This window comes from Variovorax beijingensis (genome assembly GCF_003951285.1).
GTDB lineage: Bacteria > Pseudomonadota > Gammaproteobacteria > Burkholderiales > Burkholderiaceae_C > Variovorax > Variovorax beijingensis.
This window is the reverse complement of sequence record NZ_RXFQ01000027.1, coordinates 44,025-68,294: the sequence shown is the minus strand read 5'-3', so window position 1 is coordinate 68,294 and position 24,270 is coordinate 44,025. Positions and strand designations below refer to the sequence as shown.

21 protein-coding genes are annotated in these 24,270 nt (G+C 68.8%); 14 read left to right on the top strand and 7 right to left on the bottom strand.

What is annotated here, in order from left to right; genetic code table 11:
* Positions 1-63: 63 nt before the first annotated feature.
* From mutL to EJO66_RS30165, 4 genes are all read left to right on the top strand, one after another.
* Positions 64-1,932, top strand: a complete 1,869-nt coding sequence (gene mutL / locus EJO66_RS30180; RefSeq protein ID WP_124961602.1) for a DNA mismatch repair endonuclease MutL — start codon at positions 64-66, stop codon at positions 1,930-1,932.
* A 186-nt stretch (positions 1,933-2,118) separates the two neighbouring features.
* Positions 2,119-3,111 (top strand): alpha/beta hydrolase, encoded by a 993-nt coding sequence (locus tag EJO66_RS30175; protein ID WP_124961603.1) that lies wholly within the window; start codon positions 2,119-2,121, stop codon positions 3,109-3,111.
* 33 nt (positions 3,112-3,144) lie between these two features.
* Positions 3,145-4,134 (top strand): tRNA (adenosine(37)-N6)-dimethylallyltransferase MiaA, encoded by a 990-nt coding sequence (gene miaA, locus EJO66_RS30170; protein WP_124961604.1) that lies wholly within the window; start codon positions 3,145-3,147, stop codon positions 4,132-4,134.
* The gene (locus EJO66_RS30165) at positions 4,131-4,781 is read left to right on the top strand and encodes an ABC transporter ATP-binding protein (protein WP_124961605.1); all 651 of its coding nucleotides are present in this window, start codon (positions 4,131-4,133) and stop codon (positions 4,779-4,781) included. The genes miaA and EJO66_RS30165 overlap by 4 nt, the downstream gene beginning before the upstream one ends.
* 1 nt (position 4,782) lies before the next feature.
* Here the strand turns inward: EJO66_RS30165 and EJO66_RS30160 are convergent, their stop codons facing one another.
* On the bottom strand, positions 4,783-5,739 hold the full coding sequence (locus tag EJO66_RS30160) for a threo-3-hydroxy-L-aspartate ammonia-lyase (protein ID WP_124961606.1): 957 nt from the start codon (positions 5,737-5,739) through the stop codon (positions 4,783-4,785).
* A gap of 114 nt (positions 5,740-5,853) precedes the next feature.
* Between EJO66_RS30160 and EJO66_RS30155 the strand changes: the two genes are divergently transcribed.
* The 5 genes from EJO66_RS30155 to EJO66_RS30135 all read left to right on the top strand — a co-directional run bounded on the left by EJO66_RS30155 (position 5,854) and on the right by EJO66_RS30135 (position 10,551).
* Positions 5,854-6,561 (top strand): GntR family transcriptional regulator, encoded by a 708-nt coding sequence (locus EJO66_RS30155; protein ID WP_124961607.1) that lies wholly within the window; start codon positions 5,854-5,856, stop codon positions 6,559-6,561.
* Entirely contained in the window at positions 6,558-7,433 is an 876-nt protein-coding gene (locus EJO66_RS30150) for a phytanoyl-CoA dioxygenase family protein (RefSeq protein WP_125966959.1), read from the top strand. Before EJO66_RS30155 ends, EJO66_RS30150 begins: the two co-directional genes overlap by 4 nt.
* 4 nt (positions 7,434-7,437) lie before the next feature.
* Complete coding sequence (locus EJO66_RS30145; protein ID WP_124961609.1) at positions 7,438-8,799, top strand: NAD(P)H-dependent oxidoreductase; 1,362 nt, start codon at positions 7,438-7,440, stop codon at positions 8,797-8,799.
* A gap of 148 nt (positions 8,800-8,947) precedes the next feature.
* Positions 8,948-9,319 carry a YciI family protein gene (locus EJO66_RS30140; RefSeq protein ID WP_124961610.1) on the top strand — a complete coding sequence of 124 codons (372 nt, stop codon included), beginning with the start codon at positions 8,948-8,950 and terminating at the stop codon, positions 9,317-9,319.
* A complete protein-coding gene (locus EJO66_RS30135) occupies positions 9,316-10,551 on the top strand; it encodes an RNA polymerase sigma factor (RefSeq protein ID WP_124961611.1) in 1,236 nt (411 codons plus the stop codon). Before EJO66_RS30140 ends, EJO66_RS30135 begins: the two co-directional genes overlap by 4 nt.
* 25 nt (positions 10,552-10,576) lie before the next feature.
* On the opposite strand, the gene EJO66_RS30130 is transcribed toward EJO66_RS30135, so the two are convergent.
* Positions 10,577-11,980 carry a serine hydrolase domain-containing protein gene (locus tag EJO66_RS30130; RefSeq protein ID WP_223262453.1) on the bottom strand — a complete coding sequence of 468 codons (1,404 nt, stop codon included), beginning with the start codon at positions 11,978-11,980 and terminating at the stop codon, positions 10,577-10,579.
* Between the two features lie 100 nt (positions 11,981-12,080).
* Here EJO66_RS30130 and EJO66_RS30125 point away from each other — a divergent pair, with 100 nt between their 5' ends.
* From EJO66_RS30125 to EJO66_RS30105, 5 genes are all read left to right on the top strand, one after another.
* On the top strand, positions 12,081-14,696 hold the full coding sequence (locus tag EJO66_RS30125) for an FtsX-like permease family protein (RefSeq protein ID WP_185738407.1): 2,616 nt from the start codon (positions 12,081-12,083) through the stop codon (positions 14,694-14,696).
* A 95-nt stretch (positions 14,697-14,791) separates the two neighbouring features.
* Positions 14,792-15,868, top strand: a complete 1,077-nt coding sequence (locus EJO66_RS30120; RefSeq protein ID WP_124961614.1) for a PLP-dependent cysteine synthase family protein — start codon at positions 14,792-14,794, stop codon at positions 15,866-15,868.
* A complete protein-coding gene (locus EJO66_RS30115) occupies positions 15,868-16,941 on the top strand; it encodes a lipocalin-like domain-containing protein (protein WP_125966958.1) in 1,074 nt (357 codons plus the stop codon). Before EJO66_RS30120 ends, EJO66_RS30115 begins: the two co-directional genes overlap by 1 nt.
* A gap of 99 nt (positions 16,942-17,040) precedes the next feature.
* Complete coding sequence (locus tag EJO66_RS30110) at positions 17,041-17,496, top strand: hypothetical protein (RefSeq protein WP_124961615.1); 456 nt, start codon at positions 17,041-17,043, stop codon at positions 17,494-17,496.
* 83 nt (positions 17,497-17,579) lie between these two features.
* Entirely contained in the window at positions 17,580-19,412 is a 1,833-nt protein-coding gene (locus tag EJO66_RS30105) for a bifunctional metallophosphatase/5'-nucleotidase (protein WP_124961616.1), read from the top strand.
* A gap of 55 nt (positions 19,413-19,467) precedes the next feature.
* On the opposite strand, the gene EJO66_RS30100 is transcribed toward EJO66_RS30105, so the two are convergent.
* From EJO66_RS30100 to EJO66_RS30080, 5 genes are all read right to left on the bottom strand, one after another.
* The gene (locus EJO66_RS30100) at positions 19,468-20,454 is read right to left on the bottom strand and encodes a branched-chain amino acid ABC transporter permease (RefSeq protein ID WP_124961617.1); all 987 of its coding nucleotides are present in this window, start codon (positions 20,452-20,454) and stop codon (positions 19,468-19,470) included.
* A gap of 5 nt (positions 20,455-20,459) precedes the next feature.
* Complete coding sequence (locus tag EJO66_RS30095; protein ID WP_124961618.1) at positions 20,460-21,335, bottom strand: branched-chain amino acid ABC transporter permease; 876 nt, start codon at positions 21,333-21,335, stop codon at positions 20,460-20,462.
* A gap of 86 nt (positions 21,336-21,421) precedes the next feature.
* Positions 21,422-22,618 (bottom strand): ABC transporter substrate-binding protein, encoded by a 1,197-nt coding sequence (locus EJO66_RS30090; RefSeq protein ID WP_124961619.1) that lies wholly within the window; start codon positions 22,616-22,618, stop codon positions 21,422-21,424.
* 56 nt (positions 22,619-22,674) lie between these two features.
* Positions 22,675-23,391 (bottom strand): ABC transporter ATP-binding protein, encoded by a 717-nt coding sequence (locus EJO66_RS30085; RefSeq protein WP_124961620.1) that lies wholly within the window; start codon positions 23,389-23,391, stop codon positions 22,675-22,677.
* An 87-nt stretch (positions 23,392-23,478) separates the two neighbouring features.
* Positions 23,479-24,249, bottom strand: a complete 771-nt coding sequence (locus tag EJO66_RS30080; RefSeq protein WP_124961621.1) for an ABC transporter ATP-binding protein — start codon at positions 24,247-24,249, stop codon at positions 23,479-23,481.
* Between the last annotated feature and the right edge of the window lie 21 nt (positions 24,250-24,270).

Genomic DNA, 24,270 nt, shown 5'->3' with positions numbered 1-24,270 from the left:
CGGGCTGAAAGGGCTCCCGCGGGCAGCGGCGCGGCGGCGGCAGCCGGCTTCTAGAATGCTCGCGTGAGCGCCCTTCCCTCTTCCATTCCGTCCCCCGAACGCCGTCCGATCCGCGAACTTCCCGACGAGCTGATCAGCCAGATCGCCGCGGGCGAAGTGGTCGAACGCCCGGCCTCCGTGGTGCGCGAACTGCTCGACAACGCCCTGGACGCCGGCGCGCGCCAGGTCACGGTGCGGCTGGCTTCGGGCGGTGTGCGGCTGATCTCGGTCGAGGACGACGGCCTGGGCATTCCGCGCGAAGAGCTCACGGTGGCATTGCGCCGCCATGCCACCAGCAAGATCGCAAGCCTCAACGATCTCGAGACCGTGGGCACCATGGGCTTTCGCGGCGAGGCGCTCGCGGCCATCAACGCCATTGCGGAACTCAGCATTCTTTCGCGCTTTGCGGGCGCCGACGGCGCCTTCGCGCTCGACGGCCGCACCGGCGAACTGCGGCCGGTGGCCCGTGCCGTCGGCACCACGGTCGAGGTGCGCGAGCTTTTCTTCGCGACTCCCGCGCGGCGCAAATTCCTGAAGACCGACGCCACCGAACTCGCCCATTGCATCGAGGCCGTGCGCCGCCATGCGCTGGCGCGGCCCGAAGTCGGCTTTTCGGTGTGGCACGACGGCAAGCTGATGGAGCAGTGGCGCGCCGCCGACCGGCGCGAGCAGCGCCTGGCCGATGCGCTCAGCGACGACTTCGTGGCGCAGAGCGTGGCCGTCGAGCACATCGGCGGCGCGGTGCGCGTGGCCGGCCGTGCCGGCATTCCGGATGCGGCGCGTTCGCGCGGCGACCAGCAGTTCTTCTACGTCAACGGCCGCTTCGTGCGCGACAAGGTGCTCTCGCATGCCGTGCGCAGCGCCTATGAGGACGTGCTGCACGGCCAGCGCCAGCCCGTGTATGCGCTGTACCTCGAAATCGATCCATCGCGGGTCGACGTGAACGTGCATCCGACCAAGATCGAGGTGCGTTTTCGCGATGGCCGCGAGGTGCACCAGGCGGTGCGCCACGCGATCGAGAACGCGCTTGCCGCACCGCGCGCGGGCGATGCGGTCACGCCGGCGGCGCCCCAGCAGTCCTTTTTCAAGCCGAACGTGCCCGCTTCGGGCGCCACCTGGGCCCAACCCGGTATCAATTTCGTAACCGCGGAGCGCGGCGCCGGCGATTTCGAGGCCATGTGGCCCCAACGGACCGGCGAATCCGGCCCTTCCCTTTGGCCTGCAGCTGCGGCTCCCTCCGCGTTCCGCCCCCCCGTCGGGCTGCCGGCCGAATCGCCAGATGCGGGCACCCTTGCCACCAACGGGCAAGCCTGGCCGCTGGGCCGCGCGCTGGCGCAGCTGCAGGGCATCTACATCCTGGCCGAGAACAGCCAGGGCCTGATCGTGGTCGACATGCACGCGGCGCACGAACGCATCGTCTACGAGCGGCTCAAGACCCAGCTCGACGGCGCTGCCATCACGAGCCAGCCGCTGCTGATTCCAGCCACCTTCGCGGCCACGCCCCAGGAAGTGGCCACCGCCGAAGCCTGCGCCGCGGTGCTGCCCACCCTGGGCCTGGAAATCACGCCGTTTTCGCCGCGCACCCTGGCGGTGCGCGCGGTGCCGGGCACGCTGGCCGACGGCGACCCGGTGGAACTCGCGCGCAGCGTGCTGGCCGAACTGGCGCAGCACGACGCCAGCACTGTGGTGCAACGGGCACAGAACGAGTTGCTCTCGACCATGGCCTGCCATGGTGCGGTGCGGGCCAACCGCAAGCTCACGATCGACGAAATGAACGCTTTATTACGTCAAATGGAAGCCACCGAGCGTTCGGACCAGTGCAACCATGGCCGCCCGACTTGGCGGCAACTGTCGATTCGGGAGCTGGACGCGCTTTTTATGCGCGGCAGATAGCAAATCAGGGCATTTTGAGGGTTTTTCCGGAGTTTTCGACCGTCATCCGTGAAGCGGGCACGGGCGTTGCATGTGTAGAACAAAGTGCCACCTGAGGCACTGTCTGGGAGGTGCTGGAGCGCAGTGTCGGCGCGTTTCAGTCGAAAGCACATGAACTTTCTGCCGGCTTCGCTGTCCCTCTAGCCCATGAAACGCTGGTCCCTCCTTGCCTCCGTTCTTTCGCTGTGCGCCCTTCTGGCCGCCGGCTGCTCCACATTCGACGAACAGCAACGCGAGTGGATCTTTCAACCCAGCGACCGCAGCTGGGGCAACACCGCGAGCATGACCGAGGGCATGCAGGATGTCTGGATCGACTTCCAGTCGTCCATCACCGGCGAATCCGCGCGCCTTCACGGCCTCTGGCTCGGCGGCGAGCCCGAGACCACCGACCGGCCGGTCATGCTGTACCTGCACGGCGCCCGCTACAACGTGGCCGGTTCGGCGCCGCGCATCCAGCGCATGCACGAGCTCGGCTTCTCGGTGCTGGCCATCGACTACCGGGGTTTCGGCAAGAGCTCCAAGGGCCTGCCCTCGGAAGAATCGGCACGCGAGGACGCCCGCGCCGCCTGGACCTGGCTCGCGGCCCGGCATCCGCGGCAGCACCGCTACATCTTCGGCCACTCGCTGGGCGGCGCCATCGGCATCGACCTGGCCGCGCATGTCAACGACGAGAGCGGCACCATCGTCGAAAGCACCTTCACCTCCATTGCCGACGTGGTGAGCGGCTTCAAGTGGGGCTGGCTGCCATTCGGCCCGCTCATCACGCAGCGCTTCGAGGCCATCAACCGCGTCAAGGACATCGGCGCGCCGCTGCTGGTGGTGCATGGCACCGCCGACAGCCTGATCAACCCCACGCTGGGCCGCAAGCTCTACAACGCGGCCACCGTGCCCAAGCTCTTCGTGCTGGTCGAGGGCGGATCGCACCACGACACCAATTCGGTCGGCGAAGCCCAGTACCGCTCGGCGCTTTCGCAGCTGTTCCGCATGAAGCCGGAGACCACGCTGGCTTCGCGGCAAGGGGAAGGCACGCCGGTGCTGCGCGGCACGCCGTCGCAGCCGGCCGCGCTGGCGTCCCCGCGCACCGATCCACCCGCCCTGCCGCAGGAAGCGCGCGGCAAGGCCAGCGCGCAGGCGATCTGAGGCTTCCGGTTTTGTTGTTACCCTCGGGCGCTTATGCCGCCCTCCGCTGCCGCCTCCGGCCTTCCTGAAAAACTCAAGTACATCGCGCTCGCGGGGCCGACCGCCTCCGGCAAGACGGCGGCAGCGCTCGCTCTGGCGCGGGTGCGCCCGGTCGAGATCGTCAGCGTCGATTCCGCGCTGGTCTACCGCGGCATGGACATCGGCACCGCCAAGCCCAGCCGCGCCGAACAAGCCGCCGTGCCGCATCACCTGATCGACATCCTCGACCCGCGCGAAAGCTACAGCGCCGCCGCCTTCGTGGCCGACGCGACGCGGCTCATCGGCGAGATCCGCGCGCGCGGCGCCTTGCCGCTGCTGGTGGGGGGCACCATGCTCTACTTCAAGGCGCTGTTCGATGGCATCGACGCCATGCCCGCGGCCGATGCCGCGGTGCGCGCGCGCATCGACGCCGAGGCTGCCGCGCTCGGCTGGCCCGCCCTGCATGCGCGGCTCGCCAAGGTCGACCCCGCGACGGCCGCGCGGCTGGCGCCGCAAGACAGCCAGCGCATCCAGCGCGCGCTCGAAGTGTGGGAAAGCAGCGGCCAGCCGTTGTCGCGCTTTCATGCCGGCGACAAAGACAAGGCAGCGAAGGGACTGGCCGGCGGCGCGCTGTTCTCGCTCGAACCCACCGACCGCGCCTGGCTGCATGCGCGCATTGCCGAGCGCTTCGACGGCATGCTGGCCGCCGGCTTCCTCGACGAGGTCAGGGCGCTGCGCGCACGCGGCGATCTCTCGACCGAGCTTCCCTCGATGCGCTGCGTGGGCTATAGGCAGGCGTGGGAAATGCTCGACGCATGCGGCGGCGCGCAGCCCGATGCCAAGGCCATGGACGCACTGCGCGAACGCGGCATCGCGGCCACACGCCAGCTCGCCAAGCGGCAGATCACCTGGCTGCGCAGCATGCCGGCGCGCACCGTCATCGCCTGCGACGCGCCCGACGCCGTGCAGACGGCCGTTCAACGCATCGCAGGCACCACCGCATGACGCTGCGCATTTCCGGACTCGCCAAGCACTACGGCGACGTGCCCGTCTTCGAGAACGTGACGCTCAGCGTCGAACCCGGCGAGTTCGTCGCCATCGTCGGCGAATCGGGCGTCGGCAAGTCCACGCTGCTCAATTGCATGGCCGGGCTCGACAGCTGGGATGCGGGCACGGTCACGCACGAAGGCGCCGACATCGGCGCACTCGACGGCGAGGCCTGCGCGCTCTGGCGCCGGCGCCACGTGGGTTTCGTGTTCCAGGCCTTCCACGTGCTGCCGCACCTGGACGTGGCGCAGAACGTCTCGCTGCCGCTGATGCTGCTGGGCGGCAGGCGCGACGAAGGCCGCGTCGCGCACATGCTCGACGCGGTGGGCCTGCCCGGCATGGGCGCGCGCCTGCCGCAGACGCTCTCCGGCGGCCAGTTGCAGCGCGTGGCGATCGCGCGCGCGCTGGTGCACAGGCCCGCCCTGCTGCTGGCCGACGAGCCCACCGGCAACCTCGACCCGGGCACCGCTTCGAAGGTGATGGAACTGCTGATCGGCCAGACGCGCGAGCACGGCGCCTCGCTGGTGCTGGTGACGCATTCCGAGAGCGCGGCAGCCCGTGCGGACCGCCTGCTCCACCTCACGGCCGAGGGAATCCGCGCCTGAGCTACGCGAGCAGCGCCGCGTAGCGCGAGAGGTCGACGTTGCCGCCGCTGACCACGATGCCCACGCGCTGGCCCGCGATGGCCTTGCCCGCGGCAATCGCGCCCGCGAAGGCGAGGCAGCCGGTCGGCTCCACCACGATCTTCATGCGCTCGGCAAAGAAGCGCATCGCCTCGACAAGCTGCTCGTCGGTCACGGTGAAGATGTCGTCCACGTCGCGCTGGATGATGCCGAAGGTGTATTCGCCCAGGTGCTGCGTCTGCGCGCCGTCGGCAATGGTCTTGGGCGTTTCGATGTGCACGATCTTCCCGGCGCGCAATGATTGCTGGCCGTCGTTGCCCGCTTCGGGCTCCACGCCGTAGACCTTGCAACCGGGCGCCAGCGCACGCGCCGACAGCGCCGAACCCGACAGCAGCCCGCCGCCGCCCAGGCACACGAACAGCTGGTCGAGCGGGCCGGTTTCCTCGATCAGCTCCTTCACCGCCGTGCCCTGCCCCGCGAGCACGTCGGGATGGTCGTAGGGCGGGATCATCGTCATGCCGCGTTCCTGCGCGAGCCGCTTCGTGAGCGCCTCGCGGTTTTCGGTGAAGCGGTCGTACGTCACCACTTCGGCGCCGTAGCCGCGCGTGGCCGCGACCTTGGCCGCGGGCGCGTCGTTGGGCATGACGATCACGGCCGGCACCGACAGCAGCCGGGCCGACAGCGCGATGGCCTGCGCATGGTTGCCCGAAGAGAACGCGATCACGCCGCCCTTGCGCTGCGCGGCGTCGAACTTCGACAGCGCATTGAACGCACCGCGGAACTTGAAGGCGCCCATGCGCTGGAAGTTCTCGCACTTGAAGAAGAAGCTGGCGCCCCAGCGTTCGTCGGCCGTCTGCGATCGCAGCACGGGCGTGCGGTGGGCATGGCCCTCGAGCCGCGCGGCCGCGGCGATGACGTCGTCGTAGGTAGGTAGTTGCATGGGCCGAGCTTAGCGGCGGGTTACGTTCTTTTGCAGCCCCCATGGGTAAAAACCCGGGATGCGCGGCGGCTCCGGATTCCGTACTCTGTATACAGAGTTCAAGGAAAGCCGTCCATGCCCGCCCAGCTCGTCAGCATCGAAGCCGCGCCCGACCTCGTCGACCAGGTCTATCGCGCCCTGCTCGGCGCCATCAGCAGCGGCGCGCTGGCGCCGGGCGAGCGGATCACGCAGGAAGACATCGCGCAGCGCCTGTCGGTGTCGCGCCAGCCCGTGCTGCAGGCGCTGCGCCTGCTCAAGAAGGACGGCTTCGTGCATGACGCGCCCGGCCGCGGCGTGCTGGTGGCGCCGCTCGACGCCGACTGGATGCGCAAGGTCTACCAGGTGCGCGGCGCGCTCGACGTGCTGGCCGCGCGGCTTGCGGCCGCACAGCGCTTTCGCATCGACCCCAAGCTGCTGGAGCGCGGCCGCCGTGCAGCGCGCGGGCGTAATGTCGAAGCCATGATCGATGCCGACATGGCCTTCCACCAGGCCATCTACGAAGCCTCGGGCAACCCGCTGATCGGCCAGAGCGCCGACCAGCACTGGCGCCACCTGCGCCGCGCGATGGGCGCGGTGCTACAGGCCGAGCCGCAGCGCGAGACGCTCTGGGACGAGCACGAAGCCATCGCCGCCGCCATTGCCGCCGGCCATGCGCAGCGCGCCGCGCAGCTGAGCGAGGAACACGTCGCCCGGGCCAGCGAGGCACTGAGCCGGCGGCTCGCGCAGCAGCTCGCGCGCACCGCATCCGCATCCACCCCCACCCGCAAAGGAGACAAGGCATGAAGTTGACCCCCGAGCAACGCGCGCAGTTCGAGTGCGACGGCTATCTGTTCTTTCCCGGCCATTTCTCGCCCGAAGAAGCCAAGGCGCTGACCGATGCGGTGCCCGACCTGTACAGCAAGCGCGCGGCCTTCAACGTGCGCGAGAAAGGCTCGGACGCCGTGCGCACGAACTTCGCGGCGCACCTCATCAGCGAGCCCTTCGCGCGGCTGGCGCGGCACCCGCGCATGGTCGAGCCGGTGATGGACCTGTTCGGCGAAGAGGTCTACATGCACCAGTTCAAGATCAACGGCAAGATGGCCTTCGAAGGCGACGTGTGGCAGTGGCACCAGGACTACGGCACCTGGCTCAACGACGACCTGATGCCCACCGAGCGCGCGATGAACGTGGCCATCTTTCTCGACGAAGTGACCGAGCACAACGGCCCGCTGATGTTCATTCCGGGCAGTCACCGCAAGGGCGTGGTGGATGCGAAGCACGACCTCACGACCACCAGCTATCCGCTCTGGACGGTGGACAACGACCTGATCCGGCAGCTGGTGGACCGCGCCGGCGGCAAGCATGGAGGCATCGTGTCGCCCAAGGGCCCTGCCGGCTCGATGATCCTGTTCCACAGCTGCCTCGTGCATGCCTCGGGCAGCAACCTCTCGCCGTTCAACCGCGTGGCGGTGTACCTGAGTCTGTGCGCGGTCAGCAACCACATCCGGTGCCACAAGCGGCCCGAGTACATCGCGCACAGAAATTTTGCGCCCATCGAGCTGCTGCCCGACGACTGCCTGCTGAAGCCCTACCCGGTCGAGGTGCCGTGGAAGAACGGCCTGCCCGAGAGCGCCCTGCAGACCTCGCTCGAAGTCCTCGACACCGCGGAGGCCTGACGCCATGAGCCTCTACACCCGCCTGCAGCAGCGCGCCGCCGAGGGCCGTCCCATCCGTATCGGCCTGATCGGCGCCGGCAAGTTCGGCTCGATGTACCTCGCGCAGATTCCGCGCACGCCCGGCGTGCAGTTGGTGGCGATTGCCGACCTGTCGCCCGCGGCGGCGCGCGTCAACCTCGAACGCGTGGGCTGGAAGCCCGAGCGCGCCGCGGCGGGCTCGGTGCAGGAGGCCCTGAAGACAGGCAGCACCTGGATCACCGACGACTGGCAGGCCGTGACGCGCGAGCCGTCGATCGACATCGTGGTCGAGTGCACCGGCAACCCGGTGGCGGCCGTCGAGCATTGCCTGGATGCGTTTGCGCACGGCAAGCACGTGGTCAACGTCACGGTCGAGGCCGATGCCTTCTGCGGCCCGCTGCTTGCGCGCCGCGCGCAGCAGGCCGGCGTGATCTATTCGCTGGCCTTCGGCGACCAGCCCGCGCTGATCTGCGACCTGGTCGACTGGGCGCGCACCTGCGGCTTTCCGGTGGTGGCGGCCGGACGCGGCCACAAGTGGCTGCCGCACTTCACCGAATCGACGCCCGAGACCGTCTGGGGCAACTACGGCCTCACGCCCCAGCAGGCGCTGCGCGGCGGCCTCAATCCGAAGATGTTCAACAGCTTTCTCGACGGCTCCAAGCCGTCCATCGAAAGCTCGGCGGTGGCCAACGCGACCGGCCTCACCGTGCCTTCGGACGGCCTGCTCTACCCGCCCGCGAGCGTGGAGGACATTCCCTTCGTCACGCGCCCGCAGAGCGAAGGCGGCGTGCTCGAGCGCAAGGGCATGGTCGAGGTCATTTCCTCGCTCGAGGCCAACGGACGAAAGATCCCCTACGACATCCGCATGGGCGTGTGGGTCACGGTCGAGGCCGAGACCGACTACATCAGGAACTGCTTCGAGGAATACAACGCCCACACCGACCCGAGCGGGCGCTACTTCACGCTCTACAAGCGCTGGCACCTGATCGGCCTGGAGGTCGGCATGTCGGTGGCGAGCGTCGCCTTGCGCGGCGAGCCGACCGGCGTGGCCACCTGCTGGAACGCCGACGTGGTGGCCACGGCCAAGCGCGACCTGGCGACCGGCGAAATGCTCGACGGCGAAGGCGGCTACACCGTCTGGGGCAAGCTGCTGCCGGCCGAGCGCTCGCTCGGCCTGGGCGGCCTGCCGCTCGGGCTCGCGCACAACGTCAAGCTGGTGCGCCCGGTGAAGAAGGGGCAGAGCCTCAGCTGGGCCGACGTGGCCATGGACACCTCGACCCCCGCCTACAGGCTGCGAAGCGAGATGGAGGCCATGTTCGCGCCCGCCGCGCAGGCCAGGGCAGCCTAAAGGCCTAGGTAGCGCAACCGTTGCGTCGAACGGCAATCGCGTAAAAAATCATCTGCTCGACACGGACGCCGTGTCGAAATGACCGGCAGCGGGCCGTCATTGTGGTGAGCGATCCTGCTCAGCCTCTTTTCCACGATGGAGAGACACCATGCAGTACATGTTGATGTTCTATCAGCCCGCGGCCGAATTCGAACAACGGGACGACGCGTCCTCGCAGGCCTACCGGGCCAGCTGGGTGGCGTATGCCGATGCGGTGCGCCAGTCGGGCATTTCGCTCGGCGGCCACGGCCTGTTCCCGCCGATGACCGGCACCACGCTGCGCGTGCGCGGCGACAAGCGCCAGGTGCAGGACGGCCCCTTCGCCGACACCAAGGAGCAGCTCGGCGGCTACTTCGTGGTGGACGTGCCGGACATCGATGCCGCGCTCGAATGGGCGGCCCGTGCGCCCTGCGCGGCCAGCGGGGGTGTGGAGGTGCGGCCGGTCTTTACCGCCACGGCCATCGCGGCGGCGACACCGTGAACGGCCCGGCGGCTCACCAGGCCGCCGAACGTGCGGCGCGCGAGTCGTACGGCCGCCTGCTGGCCATCCTGTCCGCGCGCACGCACGACATCGCCGCATCGGAAGATGCGCTCGCCGAGGCCTTCGCGCGCGCGCTGGAACGCTGGCCGGCCGACGGCATTCCCGCGCAGCCCGATGCCTGGCTGCTGAGCGTGGCGCGGCACCGCAAGCTCGACGCCTGGCGCCACAGCCGCGTGCAGGACGACGCGACACAGACCCTGCTGCTGCTGGCCGGCGAGGTCGACAACGCCGCCGGCATCGAAGGCGCGGCCGTGCCCGACGAGCGGCTGCGGCTGATGTTCGTCTGCGCGCATCCGGCCATCGACGCGGCGGCCCGCGCGCCGCTGATGCTGCAGGCCGTGCTCGGCCTCGACGCCGCCCGCATGGCCGGCGCCTTTCTCACCGCGCCTTCCACGCTGGGCCAGCGGCTGGTGCGGGCCAAGGCGCGCATCCGCGCCGCGGGCATTCCCTTCGAATATCCGCAGGCGCGCGAACTTCCACAGCGGCTGCAGGACGTGCTGGACGGCATCTACGCCGCCTACGGCACCGGTTGGGACGACGTCGACGGCGCCGACGCCCTGCCGCGCGGCCTCACCGCCGAGGCCATCGACCTCGGCCGCATCCTGTGCAGCCTGATGCCCGATGAGCCCGAGCCGCTGGGCCTGCTCGCGCTGATGCTCTTCTGCGAAAGCCGCGCTGCGGCGCGCCGCAGCGAAACCGGCGCCTACGTGCCGCTCGACCAGCAGGACCCGCTGCGCTGGAACCCCGACCTGCTCGCGGAGGCCGAACGCTGCCTGCGCCGGGCCTCGGAGATGAACCGCCTCGGCCCGTACCAGCTGGAGGCGGCCATCCAGTCGGCCCATTGCGAGCGCCGCGTGGGTGCGCCCGTGCCGCCCGAAGTGCTGGTGTCGCTCTACGAAGGATTGCTGGCGCTGCGGCCCAGCATCGGTGCCCAGGTCAGTCTGGCCTGCGCGCTGGCCAATGCGCGCGGCCCCGACATCGGCCTGCGCGCACTGGAGGCCATTCCGGCCACCGAGGTGGCGAGCTACCAGCCGTTCTGGGCCGCCCGCGCGTACCTGCTCGCGGCCGGCGGTGCGCGCGCAGCGGCACGCCAGGCCTACGACCGGGCGATCGGCCTCAGCAGCAATGCCGCCGTGCGCGCCTACCTCAACGCAATGTCGGAACGGCTTTGAGCTTTCATCGCCTGAAGACGACCGGTCAATCCTGCGGAACCGCCACGGCCTCGCCCACCCTGCGCGCATCCAGCTGGCTGCCGCCCTGCGCCAGCGTCACGCCGACCACCGCATTGCCTTCTCCGCGCCGGAACGTGACCTCTGCGCCGATGGCCGTGACCGCGAAGCGATCGCTCCCAATGGGCGTGAGCGCGTTGTAGCCACGGCCCGTCTCGCGCACCAGCAGGCGGCCGCTGCGCACGGCAAAGCCCAGCGTCTTGGCCTTGTTGATGCGGAACTCGCCCTGGTAATCCGCAAGGCGCTGCGGATCGAGGGGCACCTCCACGGTTGGCACCGGGTAGCGGCTCTTGCCGATGGCCAGCATCACGGGCTGCAGCGGCGCGCGCGCATTGCTGCCGAGCACGATCAGCGCTTCTGCGGTGTCGGGCGCAAGCAGCCACAGCGTGCGGTAGCCCTCGGTCACGCCTGCGTGGTAGTAGGTGCGCCGGCCGCCTTCAGGGCCGCGCACCATCACCGCATAGCCGATCTCGGCGCCTTCGTAGCGCGCGAGCGGCGTGAGCATGCGTGCGGCGGCAGGGCCCAGCGGACCGCTGGCGCCGGCGAGGATCGCGCGGCTCAGCGTAAGCATGTCGGCGGCCGTGGAGCGCAGTGCGCTGGCCGGCGCATAGGCCGCCATGTCGAGCAGCCGCTGGCGCCGGTCGCCGGCAAAGGCCGGCGCCATGCGCGAAGCCTTGTCGCCGAGCTGGATCACCGTGTCGTTCATACCCAGCGGCTCGGTGATGCGCGCGCGCACCAGTTCGCCCCAGGTGGTGCCGAGCCGTTCGGCCAGGATCTGGCCCAGCAGCGCCATCCCGAAATTGCTGTAGGCCGCTTCGCAGGGCGGCGTCGGCGCCGTGAGCCGGATGCGCGACAGCGCATCCCAGAACGCCGCCTTGTCGAAGGCTCGGAACTGCGCGGCCAGCGCGGGCCCACCGGTCACGCCATCGGCCATCACGGGCATGCAGCCGGTGTGGGTCACGAGCTGGCGCAGCGTCACGGAGGCCACCGCGGGAGAGAGCGGCTGCGCCACCTTGCCGGCCAGCAGCTGGCCCACGGTGTCGTCGAGCTTCACTTCGCCACGCTCCACCGACTGCGCCAGCAGCAGGCCCGTGAACACCTTCGTCACGGAGCCGATCTCGAACATTGGCTGCTCGGCGCTGTTCGGCTCGATGGCGCGTGGCGCTGCAGACGGCTCGGGGTTGTGCGCCACACCATAGGTGGCCTTGCCGCCGTGCAGCACGCCGACCACGAGCGTCCCTCTTTCGGCGCCGAGCGCCATCTTCGCGATGGCGGCAGGATCGCTGGCCAGGGTGATGGGCGACGGCTGTGCCAATGCGGCGGCGGCCGGCAGCAGGGCAGCAAGCCAGGCCGCCATCCATCGGCGGGCCAAGGCGGAGCAAGAAAGCCGCATCGTGGAATTCCCCAGGCATCGAAGAGGCGCCATGGTGCCACGGCCGCGGAACTTCGCGCGCGCCGGCCACAATCGCGGCATGCGTGCCTTGCTCTCCACCTTCTCATGGCAGGAACTGCGCCACCATCCCTGGCGCAACGCCGCGGCCGTGTTGGCCGTGATGCTGGGCGTGGCGCTTGCGTTCTCGGTGCAGCTGATCAATGCCTCGGCCCTCGACGAATTCTCGAGCGCGGTGCGCTCGGTCAACGGCCAGCCCGATCTCGAAGTGCGCGCCGTGCAAGGCAGCTTCGACGAAGCGGTGTTCGCGCGGCTCGCGCAGCATCCGCAGGTGGCGCTCGCAAGCCCGGTGCTCGAATTCCAGGGGCTTGCGCTGGCCGGCGAACGCCAGGTGCCGATGCGCGTGATCGGCATCGATGCGCTGGCGCTGCCCACCATTGCGCCGGCGCTGATGCCGCAGCCCGACAGAAACGCCGCGCGCTTTGCGATGCTCGCGCCGGGCCATGTGTTTCTCAATGCGGCGGCGCGCAGCGCGCTCGGACTCCCGGCCGAAGCGGCCGAATCACCGGAGGGCCGCGTGGAGACGGCGCAGCTGCGCACTGGCGGCGGTGCCTGGCAGCGGCTCGAGGTTGCAGGCCATGTTGCCGCCGGCGGCGCCGCGCTGGCGGTGCTGGACATCGCGGCCGCGCAGGACCTGTTCGACAAGCTCGGCCAGCTCAGCCGCGTCGACCTGAGGCTCGCTCCGGGCACCGACCGGGCGGCCTTCACCGCCTCGCTGCAGCGCTCGCCGGGCTGGCCCGCCGGCCTGCAGTTTGCCGAGCCGGGCGACGCGGCCGAGCGCGTGAGCAATCTCTCTCGCGCCTACCGCGTCAACCTGACGGTGCTGGCGCTGGTGGCGCTTTTCACCGGGGCCTTTCTGGTGTTCTCGGTGCTGGCGCTGAGCGTTGCCAAACGGGCGCAGCAGTTTGCGCTGCTCGGCGTGCTGGGCCTGACGCCGCGCGAGCGATTGCGCCTGGTGCTGACCGAATCGCTGGTGCTGGGCCTGATCGGAAGCGGCGCCGGCCTTGCGTTGGGCACGGCGCTCGCGGCCTTCGCATTGCGCGTGCTCGGTGGCGACCTGGGCGGCGGCTACTTCGAGGGCGTGGCGCCCACGCTGCACTGGAGCAACGCCTCGGCGCTGCTGTATGGCGGGCTCGGCGTGCTTGCCGCGCTGGTGGGCGGCTGGTGGCCCGCCCGCGCGGCGCAGGCGCTGCCTGAAGCGCAAACGCTCAAGGGCCTGGGCGCCGCGCCCGTGCCGGGCCACAGCCACTGGCTCGCGCTGGGCCTCATTGTCGCCAGCGCGGCGCTGGCCAACATGCCGGCCGTCGGCGGTATTCCGATTGCGGCGTATCTCTCGGTGGGCTGCCTGCTGGTGGGCGGCATCACCGCGCTGCCCTGGCTGATTGCGCTGCTGTACGACCGCATCGCGCCAGCATTCGCCGAGCGCGTGCTGCCGATGCTGGCCATCGAGCGCGCACGGCGCATGCGCGGTACCGCGGCCGTGGCGGTGAGCGGTGTGGTCGCAAGCCTGAGCCTCGCGGTGGCGCTCACCGTGATGGTGGCGAGCTTTCGCGATTCGGTCACGCATTGGCTCGACGTGGTCCTGCCGGCCGATCTTTATGTTCGCGCCACATCGAGCGGCCGCTCCGGCAATTCGGGGACCCAGAGCAGCAGCGACACCGCCACCTTTGCGCCGCCCTTCGTGCAGGCGCTGGCACGGCTGCCTGGCGTTGCGCGCATCGGCACGCTGCGAACCCGCTCGCTGCAGCTCGACCCCGCGCAGCCCGCGGTCACGCTGATCGCGCGAAGCCTCGAAGGCGGCGCGTCACAGGCGCTGCCGCTGGTGGGCCCCGCGCTGCCGGTGCCTGCCGGCCAGGTCGGCATCTACGTGAGCGAGCCGATGGTCGAGCTGTATGGCGCGAAGCCGGGCTCTCTCTTCGCGCCGCTGTCGCCGGCATTGGCCACCGCAGGCTCTGATCCAGCTGCGTTCTTCGTCGCGGGCGTGTGGCGCGACTATGCGCGGCAGTTCGGCGCCATCACGATGGACGCGCACGACTTCGAGCGCCTGACAGGCGAACGCAACGTGAGCGATGTGTCGCTGTGGCTCGCGCCGGGTGCGTCCGAGGGCGCGGTGCAGGCCGCGGTGCGCGAGCTGGCGGCGCGCCGCGACGGCTCCGATTCGACGACTACGAACGTCGAGATCTCGTCGGTCGGGCAGATCCGCGCCACCTCGCTGCGCATCTTCGATCGCAGCTTTGCCGTGACCTACTGGCTGCAGGCCGTGGCCATTGCCATCGGCCTGTTCGGCATTGCAGCGAGCTTCAGCGCGCAGGTGCTGGCTCGGCGCAAGGAGTTCGGGCTGCTCGCGCACCTGGGCTTCACGCGACGGCAGGTGCTGGCGGTGGTGGCGGGCGAAGGCGCGGCCTGGACCGCGATCGGCACCGTGGCGGGGCTCCTGCTCGGGTTGGCGGTATCGGTGGTGCTGGTGAAGGTGGTCAATCCGCAGAGCTTTCACTGGACGATGGATTTGCTGGTGCCCTGGGGGCGGCTGCTGGTGCTCTGCGCGGCCGTGGTTGCCGCAGGGACGGTAACTGCGTGGCTGGCGGGGCGGGCTGCCGCGGGGAGGGATGTTGTTCTTGCTGTGAAGGAGGATTGGTAGTTTTTTGGCGTTCCGGGGCCGGCTCTCGCCCCGGCCCCCGAACACAAACAAGCCAACAGCCCATCAACACCAGCGACTTGTAGACTGGCACAGATATGCAGCAAACACCCTCCTCTTCCTCCTGCGGCGGCTGGCTCGGCGGCGCGATCCGCCGCATCGAGGCCGACTACCAGCGCAGTGCCGACACGCACTTGATCCCGCTGCCGCTGCCCGCGCTCGCCGCGGCCGGCATCGACCTGTACCTGAAGGACGAATCGACCCACCCCACCGGCAGCCTCAAGCACCGGCTCGCGCGTTCTCTCTTCCTCTATGCGCTGTGCAACGGATGGGTACGCGAGGGCACCACGATCGTCGAGGCCTCGAGCGGCTCGACGGCGGTCAGCGAAGCCTATTTCGCGCGGCTGCTGGGGCTGCCCTTCATCGCCGTGATGCCGCGCAGCACCTCGCCCGAGAAAGTGGCACAGATCGCCTTCTATGGCGCGCGCTGCCACTTCGTCGACCATGCGGCGCAGGTCTACGAGGAAGCGCACGCGCTCGCCGAGCAGACCGGCGGCCATTACATGGACCAGTTCACCTATGCCGAGCGCGCCACCGACTGGCGCGGCAACAACAACATCGCCGAAAGCATGTTCCAGCAGATGGCGCGCGAGCGGCATCCAGTGCCGGCGTGGATCGTGGTGGGCGCAGGCACCGGCGGCACCAGCGCCACCATCGGGCGCTATGTGCGCTATCGCTGCCACGACACGCAGGTGTGCGTGCCCGACCCTGAGGGCTCGGTGTTCTCGGCCTACCACCGCACCGGCGACGCCACGCTGACGGCGGCGGGCTCGCGCATCGAAGGCATCGGCCGGCCGCGCGTGGAGCCGAGCTTCATCCGCACGCTGGTCGACCGGATGATCGAGGTTCCCAATCTCGATTCGGTGGCGGCCATGCACGCGCTCTCGGCGCTGCTCGGCCGCAAGGTCGGCCCGTCGACCGGCACCAACTTCGTCGGCATGCTGGCCATTGCGCGCGAGATGCGCGCGGCCGGCCGGCAGGGCTCCATCCTTTCGCTGCTGTGCGATGCGGGCGAGCGCTACCTGCCGAGCTATCACGATGCGGCCTGGGTGCAGAACGCGTTCGGCGACATCGGCCCGGCGCAGCAGCGCATCGACGCACTGGTTGCGGGGTGATGCCGCCGGCCGCGCTCCACAAGCTCTCGCGCCGCAGCCTGCTGCTCGCGGCGCTGGCCGCTGCGCCCGCAGGCTGGGCACTGCCCGCGCGCACGCTGCAGTTCCCGCGCGACTACGGCAGCCATCCCGATCTGCAAACCGAGTGGTGGTACATCACGGGCCACGCGAAGACTCCGGCGGGACGCGAGTTCGGCTTCCAGGTGACCTTCTTCCGCTCGCGCATCGATGCGGCGCAGGGCCTGCGCTCGGCCTTCGCGGCCAGGAACCTCGTGTTCGCGCACGCAGCCGTCACCGACCTCGAAGGCCGCGTGCTGCTGCACGACCAGCGCATTGCGCGCGCGGGCTTCGGCGTTGCATCGGCCAGCGAAGCCGACACCGACGTGCGCCTGCGCGACTGGTCGCTGGTGCGCATGGAGGACGGCAGCTATTCGGCGCGCATCCCGGCCGGCGAGTTCTCGCTCGACCTGCGCTTCACGCCCACGCAGGCGGTGCTGCTGCAAGGCAAGGCCGGGCTCTCTCGCAAGGGACCGGAGGAAGCGCAGGCGAGCTACTACTACAGCGAGCCGCAGCTGCGCGCGCAGGGCAGGCTCACGGTCAAGGGCCAGGCCTTCGACGTCGGCGGCACCGCCTGGCTCGACCACGAATGGAGTGAAGCGCTGATGCATCCCGAGGCCGTGGGCTGGGACTGGATCGGCATGAACCTGGACGACGGCAGCGCCCTCACCGCCTTTCGCCTGCGGCGCCGCGACGGCAGTGCGCTGTGGGCCGGCGGATCGTTTCGCACGCGCGATGGCGCGCTGCGCATTTTCAACAGCGACGAGGTGCGCTTCGAAAGCGCGAACACGTGGACCAGCCCGCGCACGCAGGCCAAGTACCCGACCCGTTGGCGCGTGCATACCCCATCGGGCAGCTTCGAGGTGCACGCGCTGTTCGACGACCAGGAGCTCGACAGCCGCGGCTCCACCGGCGGGGTGTACTGGGAAGGCCTGAGCGACCTCGTCGATGCGCAAGGCCGCCGTGCCGGCCGGGGCTACCTGGAGATGACCGGCTACGCCGCGCCACTGCGGCTCTGAGGCCGCGCAGCAACCCTGTGCGACTGTCATCACGCCGTCATGCCGGGCCCCTGAACTCGGCATTCGACGTTTGCACGATGGACGTGCGCCAAGGCTCGAATGAACAGAAGACCCCGGGTCATCGCGCTGCTGATGGTTCTGCTGGCCGCCGCAGGCGCCGCGTGGGTGTTCGCAGCCGCACGGCCGGCCCCACCGGCAACGAACGCAGCGCTTGAAATCCGCTGGCACGGCAACGGGATCATCCTGCAGGGCGCAGTCAGGGATGCGGCCACGCAGCAAGCGCTGGTGGACGGCGCGACCGCGCGGCTCGGCGGCGAAGCCGACCAGGTGGTGGACTGGCTCGACATCGCGCCCGCGGCGCTGCCCATCGCGGATGCCGCTTCGCTCGCCAGCCTGATCCGCATCGGGCAGGAGGGCTGGCACCTGCAGCGGCGAGCCACCGAGGGATGGCTGGCGGTGCAGTCGCCCGGCGATGCGCAGAGCGCACAAGCCAGCGAACTGCTGCAGCGCGCCTTCGGCCCCGGCGTGGCCATCCGCGTGGTTCCCCTGCCCTGATCACTCTTTCTGCGGGGGCGGTCATGGCGACGTCATCTGCCATGTCCAGCATGCGCTGCATTCCATCAAATGAGGAGAGGCTCATGCACGCATCGTTGAAACATCTCGCCCTGGCGGGGGTTGTCCTGGCCACCTTGTCCGCGTGCGGCGGAAGCAGCAGCAATTCGAACGGGTTCATTCCGTTCCTCCCGCCCGCTCCTGCTCCCGCGCCCCCGGCACCGCCCCCGCCCGCCGCGCCCGGCAGCATGGACGTGAAGCTCATTGCCTTCAACGACCTGCACGGCAACCTCGAGCCGCCCAGGCTTTCCATCACCGCGCCGGCCAGGGAAGGCGGCACGGTCGCAGTGCCCGCCGGCGGCGCCGCTTACCTTGCTTCGGCCATCGCGTCGCTCAAGGCGAAGAACGAGAACAACGCCGTGGTCTCCGCCGGCGACATGATCGGCGCCTCGCCGCTGGTGTCGGCGCTGTTCCTCGACGAGCCGACCATCGAAGCCGTGAACGCGATGAAGATCGACTTCAACGCCGTCGGCAACCACGAGTTCGACAAGGGCCAGACCGAACTCCTGCGCATGAAGAACGGCGGCTGCGCCAAGAACACGCCGCTGGAGCCCTGCCGCGTGAACAAGGCTTTCCCGGGCGCCAACTTCGGCTTCCTGGCCGCCAACACCGTGAAGACCGACGGCACCACGCTGTTCCCCGCCACGGGCATCAAGACCTTCTCCAAGGACGGCGCCACGGTGAAGGTCGCGTTCATCGGCATGACGCTCAAGGGTACGCCCAGCATCGTGACGCCGGCCGGCGTCGCGGGGCTGAGCTTCAAGGATGAAGCCGACACGGCCAACGCGCTGATCCCGCAGCTGAAGGCCCAGGGCGCCGACGCCATCGTGGTGGTGGTCCACGAAGGCGGCACCACCACCGTGGGCTACAACGACAAGAGCTGCGCCGGCCTGAACGGCGACATCCTGCCGATCCTCAACAAGCTCGACGCCTCGGTCGACGTGGTGATCTCGGGCCACACGCACCGCTCCTACATCTGCGACTACGGCCAGACCAATCCGGCCAAGCCCTTCCTGCTGACCAGCGCCGGCCAGTACGGCACCCTGCTGACCGACATCAACCTGACGATCGACACGCGCACCCGCAAGGTCACGGCCAAGTCGGCCGACAACGTGATCGTCCAGGGCGAGGCGTACACCAGCGGCGCGAACACGGTGGCGGTGACCGACCAGTACCCCGTGTTCGGCAAGAACCAGGAAGTGGCCGCGCTCGTCAGCCAGTACCTGTCCGTCGCGGCGCCGCTGGTACAGCGGGTGGTGGGTACGCTCTCCGGTCCCGCCACGCGCACGCAGACGGCCTCCCGCGAAAGCGTGCTCGGCAACCTGATCGCCGATGCGCAGCTCGCCGCGACCAGCGCCAGCGACAAGGGCGGCGCCCAGATCGCATTCATGAACCCGGGCGGCGTGCGCGCCGATCTCGTGCCGGCCGGCGACGGCAGCGTGACCTATGGCCAGATCTTCAGCGTGCAGCCCTTCGGCAACAGCCTGGTGGTGAAGACGATGACCGGCGCGCAGATCAAGGCCTTGCTCGAGCAGCAGTTCAACAGCGGCAGCAACACGGTCGCCTCGCCGAGGGTGCTGCTGCCTTCGCGCAGCCTGAGCTACAGCTACAGCCTCTCGGCGCCCGCGGGCTCGCGCATCAGCAACATGGCGCTCAACGGAACCGCGATGACTGACAGCGCGAGCTACCGCGTGACGATGAACAGCTTCCTGGCCACCGGCGGCGACAACTTCACGGTCTTCAACCAGGGCACGGACACGCTCGGCGGCGACCAGGACGTGGACGCCCTCGAGGCCTACATCAAGGCCAACAGCCCGCTCGCGCCGCCCGCGGCCAACCGCATCACCGCGCTGCCCTGAGCAGGCTTGCGCCAGAAGCGAAGAAGGCGGACAGAGTCCGCCTTCTTTCGTTTTCTCAGGCCTTCTTGCCGCGGCGCCGGTCGAGGAAAGCGATGACCTCGCCCATGATCCCCCTGCGGAACGCCAGCACGCAGATCACGAAGATCAGGCCCGTGACCATGGTGACCGACTCGCCGAGCGTGTTGAACCAGTCGACCCCGGTGAGGTGCGCCATGAAGCTGCCGAAGTCACCCACCTTGTTCTCCAGCAGCACCACCACCGCCGAGCCCACCAGCGGGCCCGACAGCGTGCCCAGGCCGCCCACCAGCGTCATCAGGATCACGTGGCCCGATGCGGTCCAGTGCACGTCGCTCAGCGAAGCGAAGCCGAGCACCAGCGTCTTGAGCGAGCCGGCCAGGCCCGACAGCGCGGCCGAGATCACGAAGGCCAGCAGCTTGAAGCGGTTGACGTCGTAGCCGAGCGAGATGGCGCGCGGCTCGTTCTCCTTGATGCCCTTGAGCACCTGGCCGAACGGCGAATGCACGGTGCGCGCGATGAGCAGGAAGGCCGCCACCACGATCACCAGCGCGACGTAGTACATCGTGAGGTCGTCGCGCAGGTCGACGATGCCGAAGAGCTTGCCGCGCGGCACGCTCTGCAGTCCATCCTCGCCGCCGGTGAAGGGCGCCTGCAGCGCGACGAAGTACATCATCTGCGCCAGCGCCAGCGTGATCATCGAGAAGTAGATGCCCTGGCGGCGAATGGCCAGCCAACCGAACACCAGCCCCAGCAGCGCGCCGGCCAGCGTGCCCATGGCGAGGCCGAGCTCGGGCGTGAAATGCCAGACCTTGAGCGCCTGGCCAGTGAGGTAGGCCGAGCCGCCGAGGAACGCGGCATGCCCGAAGGACAGCATGCCGGTGTAGCCCAGCAGCAGGTTGAAGGCGCAGGCAAAGAGCGCGAAGCACAGTACCTTCATCACGAACACCGGATAGAAGCCGATGAAGGGTGCGGCGACGAGTGCCAGCAGCAGCACTGCGTAGACGACGAGCGATATTTTCTTCATGGACTTCACTTCTCGCTGCCGAAGAGGCCGGCGGGACGGATCAGCAGCACCACGACCATGATCACGAACACCACGGTGGCCGAAGCCTCCGGGTAGAACACCTTGGTCAGGCCCTCGATCACGCCGAGCCCCAGGCCCGTGAGGATGGCGCCCATGATCGAGCCCATGCCGCCGATCACGACCACCGCGAACACGATGATGATGAGGTTCTGCCCCATCAGCGGCGAGATCTGGATCACCGGCGCCGCGAGCACGCCGGCGAAGGCCGCCAGCGCCACGCCGAAGCCGTAGGTCAGCGTCACCATCAGCGGCACGTTGACGCCGAAGGCCTCGACCAGCCGCGGGTTCTCGGTGCCGGCCCGCAGGTAGGCGCCCAGCCGCGTCTTTTCGATCGCATACCAAGTGGCGAAGCACACCACCAGCGATGCGACGACCACCCAGGCACGGTAGTTGGGCAGGAACATGAAGCCCAGGTTGGTGCCGCCGCTCAGCGCCTCGGGCGTGTTGTAGGCCAGGCCCGACACGCCGTACACCGAACGGAAGCCGCCTTCGATCAGCAGCGTGAGGCCCAGCGTGAGCAGCAGGCCGTAGAGGTGGTCGAGCTTGTAGATCCAGCGCAGCAGCAGCCGCTCGATCAGCACGCCGAACAGCCCGACGACGAGCGGCGCCACCGCCAGCATGACCCAGTAGTTGACGTTGAAATAATTCATCGCCATCCACGACAGCACCGCTCCCATCATGAACAGCGCGCCATGCGCGAAGTTGATGACGTTGAGCAGCCCGAAGATCACCGCCAGCCCCAGACTCAGGATCGCGTAGAACGACCCGTTGACCAGCCCCAGCAGGAGCTGGCTCAACAGGGCAGGCATGGAAATATTCATCGTGAATGGAATCGAGGTTCAGAAAGGAGGCAGCGGCTTCGCGCGGGAGCCGCGCCGCGTACGGCCAGCTCCTGCTCAGGCAGCAGTTACTTCCACAGCGCGCAGGTGCTTTCTTCCTTGGTCGTGTAGACCTGGTCGCCCGGCACCTTCTTGACGATCTTCAGCAGGTCCCACGGGCCCTTGGATTCCGACGGCTTCTTGACTTCGGCCAGCAGCATGTCGTGCACCATGCGGCCGTCGGGGCGGATCACGCCCTTGGCATAGAAGTCGTTGATCGGCGTCTTCTTGAGGTGCGCCATGACCTTGTCGGCATCGGTGCTCTTCACTGCCTCCACGGCCTTGAGGTAGGCCATGGTGGCCGAGTAGTCTGCCGCCTGGATGTCGGTCGGCTTGTTCTTGGTCTTGGCTTCGTAGCGCGCGGCCCACTTGCGCGACTCGTCGTCCGCGTCCCAGTACCAGCTGGTAGTGTGCAGCAGGCCCTGCGTGGCCGGCAGGCCCAGGCTCTTCACGTCGGTGAGGAACACCAGGAGGCCCGCGACCTTCATCGACTTGTCGATGCCGAACTCCTTCGATGCCTTCATCGAGTTGATGAAGTCGCCGCCGGCATTGGCCAGGCCCAGCACCTGGGCCTTGGAGTTCTGCGCCTGCAGCAGGAAGGACGAGAAATCCGACGCATTGAGCGGTGCCCGCACCGTGCCTACCACCGTGCCGCCCTTGGCCTTGACCACCTTGGCGGTGTCGCCCTCGAGTGCATGGCCGAAGGCATAGTCGGCCGTCAGGAAGAACCAGCTCTTGCCGCCCGTGTCGACCACCGCGCCGCCGGTGCTCTTGGCGAGTGCGACCGTGTCGTAGGCGTAGTGCACGGTGTAGGGGCTGCACTGCGCGTTGGTGAGCGCCGAGGTGGCTGCACCGTTGGTGAAGAACACGCGCTTCTTCTCCTGCGCCACCTTGGCGGTGGCCAGCGCCACGCCCGAATTGGTGCCCGCGAAGATCATCGTGGCGCCGGCGGTGTCGATCCACTCGCGCGCCTTGGAGGCGGCGATGTCGGGCTTGTTCTGGTGGTCGACGCTCAGCACCTCCACCGGCTGGCCGAGCACCTTGCCGCCCATGTCGTCGATGGCCATCTGGATGGCCGTTGCGCCGCCCTTGCCTTCCAGGTCGGCGTACAGGCCCGACAGGTCGCTGATGTAGCCGATGACGACCTTCTCCTGCGCCTGCACGGCATGGCTCGCAAGACCCGCGGCCCCGAGCATGAGAGCAATGATTTTGAGCTTGGTTTGCATGGTGTCTCCTGGAATGGTTGAGAGAGTCAACGGAAAAACGATTGGCGGGGCCGCGGCTACACGCCCAGCAGCTCGCTGAGCACGGGCATCTTGGCGTCGAGCTCCTTGGCGCCGAAGGCCTCGACCATGCGGCCGTGCTCCATCACGTAGAAGCGGTCGGCCAGCGGCGCGGCAAAGCGGAAGTTCTGCTCCACCATCACGATGGTGTAGCCCTTGCCGCGCAGCGTGTGGATCATCCGGGCGAGCGCCTGCACGATGACGGGGGCCAGGCCTTCGGATATCTCGTCGAGCAGCAGCAGCTTGGCGCCGGTGCGCAGGATGCGCGCCACCGCCAGCATCTGCTGCTCACCGCCTGACAGCCGCGTGCCCGGGCTGTTGCGGCGCTCGGCCAGGTTGGGGAACATCTCGTAGATCTCGGCCACCGACATGCCCGGCCCCGCACCCTTGACGTTCTTGAGCGGCGGCGGCAGCAGCAGGTTTTCCTCTGCAGAGAGGCTCGCGAAGATGCCGCGCTCTTCGGGGCAATAGCCGATGCCCAGGTGCGCGATGCGGTGCGTGGCCATGCCGATGGTCTGCACGCCATTGACTTCGATGCTGCCCTTGCGCGAGCCTGTCAGGCCCATGATGGCGCGCAGCGTGCTGGTGCGCCCCGCGCCGTTGCGCCCGAGCAGCGTGACCACCTCGCCGGGCTGTACCACCATGTCGACGCCGTGCAGCACGTGCGATTCGCCGTACCAGGCGTGCAGGCCCTTGATTTCCAAGGCAGCGGTCATGGGGCCTCCTGCCGGGCCGCCCCAAAGGAGGCCCGCGCCCCCTCGGGGGGCAGCGCATACACGAAGTGAGGAGCGTGGGGGTTCATATCAATGTGCCCCTTGAAGCTGGCCGTCGGTGGTGCCCATGTAGGCCTCCATCACCTGCGGATTCCTGGAGACCTCCGCGTACGGCCCTTCGGCCAGCACGGCGCCGCGCTGCAGCACCGTGATGGTGTCGGCAATGGTCGAGACCACGCTCATGTTGTGCTCGACCATCAGGATGGTGCGGCCGGCCGACACGCGCTTGATGAGTTCGGCCACGCGGTGCACGTCTTCATGGCCCATGCCCTGCGTGGGTTCGTCGAGCAGCATCAGTTCGGGGTCCATGGCCAGCGTTGTTGCGATCTCGAGCGCGCGCTTGTGGCCGTAGGGCAGGTTCACCGTGAGCTCGCCGGCCTCGTGCGCCAGGCCGACCTCCGCAAGCAGTTCGCGGGCGCGTGTGTTGAGCGGCTCGAGCGATTTCTCGCTCTTCCAGAAATGGTACGAAGTGCCGAGCGCGCGCTGCAGCCCGAGGCGCACGTTCTCCAGCAGCGTGAGGTGCGGAAACACCGCCGATATCTGGAACGAGCGGATAATGCCGCGCCGCGCGATCTGCGCCGGCCGCTCGCCCGTGATGTCGTGCCCGTTGAACAGGATCGTGCCGCTGGTGGGTTCGAGAAACTTGGTGAGCAGGTTGAAGCAGGTGGTCTTGCCGGCGCCGTTCGGGCCGATCAACGCATGGATCGAGCCGCGCACCACCGAGAGATCGACCTTGCTGACCGCAGTGAACCCCTTGAATTCCTTGGTGAGCTGGCGTGTTTCGAGGATGACGTCGCTCATCTCGCGAAGTCGCCCGGGTTC

Bases quoted from the DNA above. Each gene is read 5' to 3' on its own strand.
- EJO66_RS30090 (WP_124961619.1), bottom strand. From the start codon at position 22,618: ATGCAAACCAAGCTCAAAATCATTGCTCTCATGCTCGGGGCCGCGGGT.
- EJO66_RS30160 (WP_124961606.1), bottom strand. From the start codon at position 5,739: ATGCAACTACCTACCTACGACGACGTCATCGCCGCGGCCGCGCGGCTC.
- miaA (WP_124961604.1), top strand. From the start codon at position 3,145: ATGCCGCCCTCCGCTGCCGCCTCCGGCCTTCCTGAAAAACTCAAGTAC.
- EJO66_RS30105 (WP_124961616.1), top strand. From the start codon at position 17,580: ATGCACGCATCGTTGAAACATCTCGCCCTGGCGGGGGTTGTCCTGGCC.
- EJO66_RS30095 (WP_124961618.1), bottom strand. From the start codon at position 21,335: ATGAATATTTCCATGCCTGCCCTGTTGAGCCAGCTCCTGCTGGGGCTG.
- EJO66_RS30080 (WP_124961621.1), bottom strand. From the start codon at position 24,249: ATGAGCGACGTCATCCTCGAAACACGCCAGCTCACCAAGGAATTCAAG.
- EJO66_RS30140 (WP_124961610.1), top strand. From the start codon at position 8,948: ATGCAGTACATGTTGATGTTCTATCAGCCCGCGGCCGAATTCGAACAA.
- EJO66_RS30175 (WP_124961603.1), top strand. From the start codon at position 2,119: ATGAAACGCTGGTCCCTCCTTGCCTCCGTTCTTTCGCTGTGCGCCCTT.
- EJO66_RS30115 (WP_125966958.1), top strand. From the start codon at position 15,868: ATGCCGCCGGCCGCGCTCCACAAGCTCTCGCGCCGCAGCCTGCTGCTC.
- EJO66_RS30165 (WP_124961605.1), top strand. From the start codon at position 4,131: ATGACGCTGCGCATTTCCGGACTCGCCAAGCACTACGGCGACGTGCCC.
- EJO66_RS30085 (WP_124961620.1), bottom strand. From the start codon at position 23,391: ATGACCGCTGCCTTGGAAATCAAGGGCCTGCACGCCTGGTACGGCGAA.
- EJO66_RS30150 (WP_125966959.1), top strand. From the start codon at position 6,558: ATGAAGTTGACCCCCGAGCAACGCGCGCAGTTCGAGTGCGACGGCTAT.
- EJO66_RS30155 (WP_124961607.1), top strand. From the start codon at position 5,854: ATGCCCGCCCAGCTCGTCAGCATCGAAGCCGCGCCCGACCTCGTCGAC.
- EJO66_RS30145 (WP_124961609.1), top strand. From the start codon at position 7,438: ATGAGCCTCTACACCCGCCTGCAGCAGCGCGCCGCCGAGGGCCGTCCC.
- EJO66_RS30110 (WP_124961615.1), top strand. From the start codon at position 17,041: ATGAACAGAAGACCCCGGGTCATCGCGCTGCTGATGGTTCTGCTGGCC.
- EJO66_RS30125 (WP_185738407.1), top strand. From the start codon at position 12,081: ATGCGTGCCTTGCTCTCCACCTTCTCATGGCAGGAACTGCGCCACCAT.
- EJO66_RS30100 (WP_124961617.1), bottom strand. From the start codon at position 20,454: ATGAAGAAAATATCGCTCGTCGTCTACGCAGTGCTGCTGCTGGCACTC.
- EJO66_RS30120 (WP_124961614.1), top strand. From the start codon at position 14,792: ATGCAGCAAACACCCTCCTCTTCCTCCTGCGGCGGCTGGCTCGGCGGC.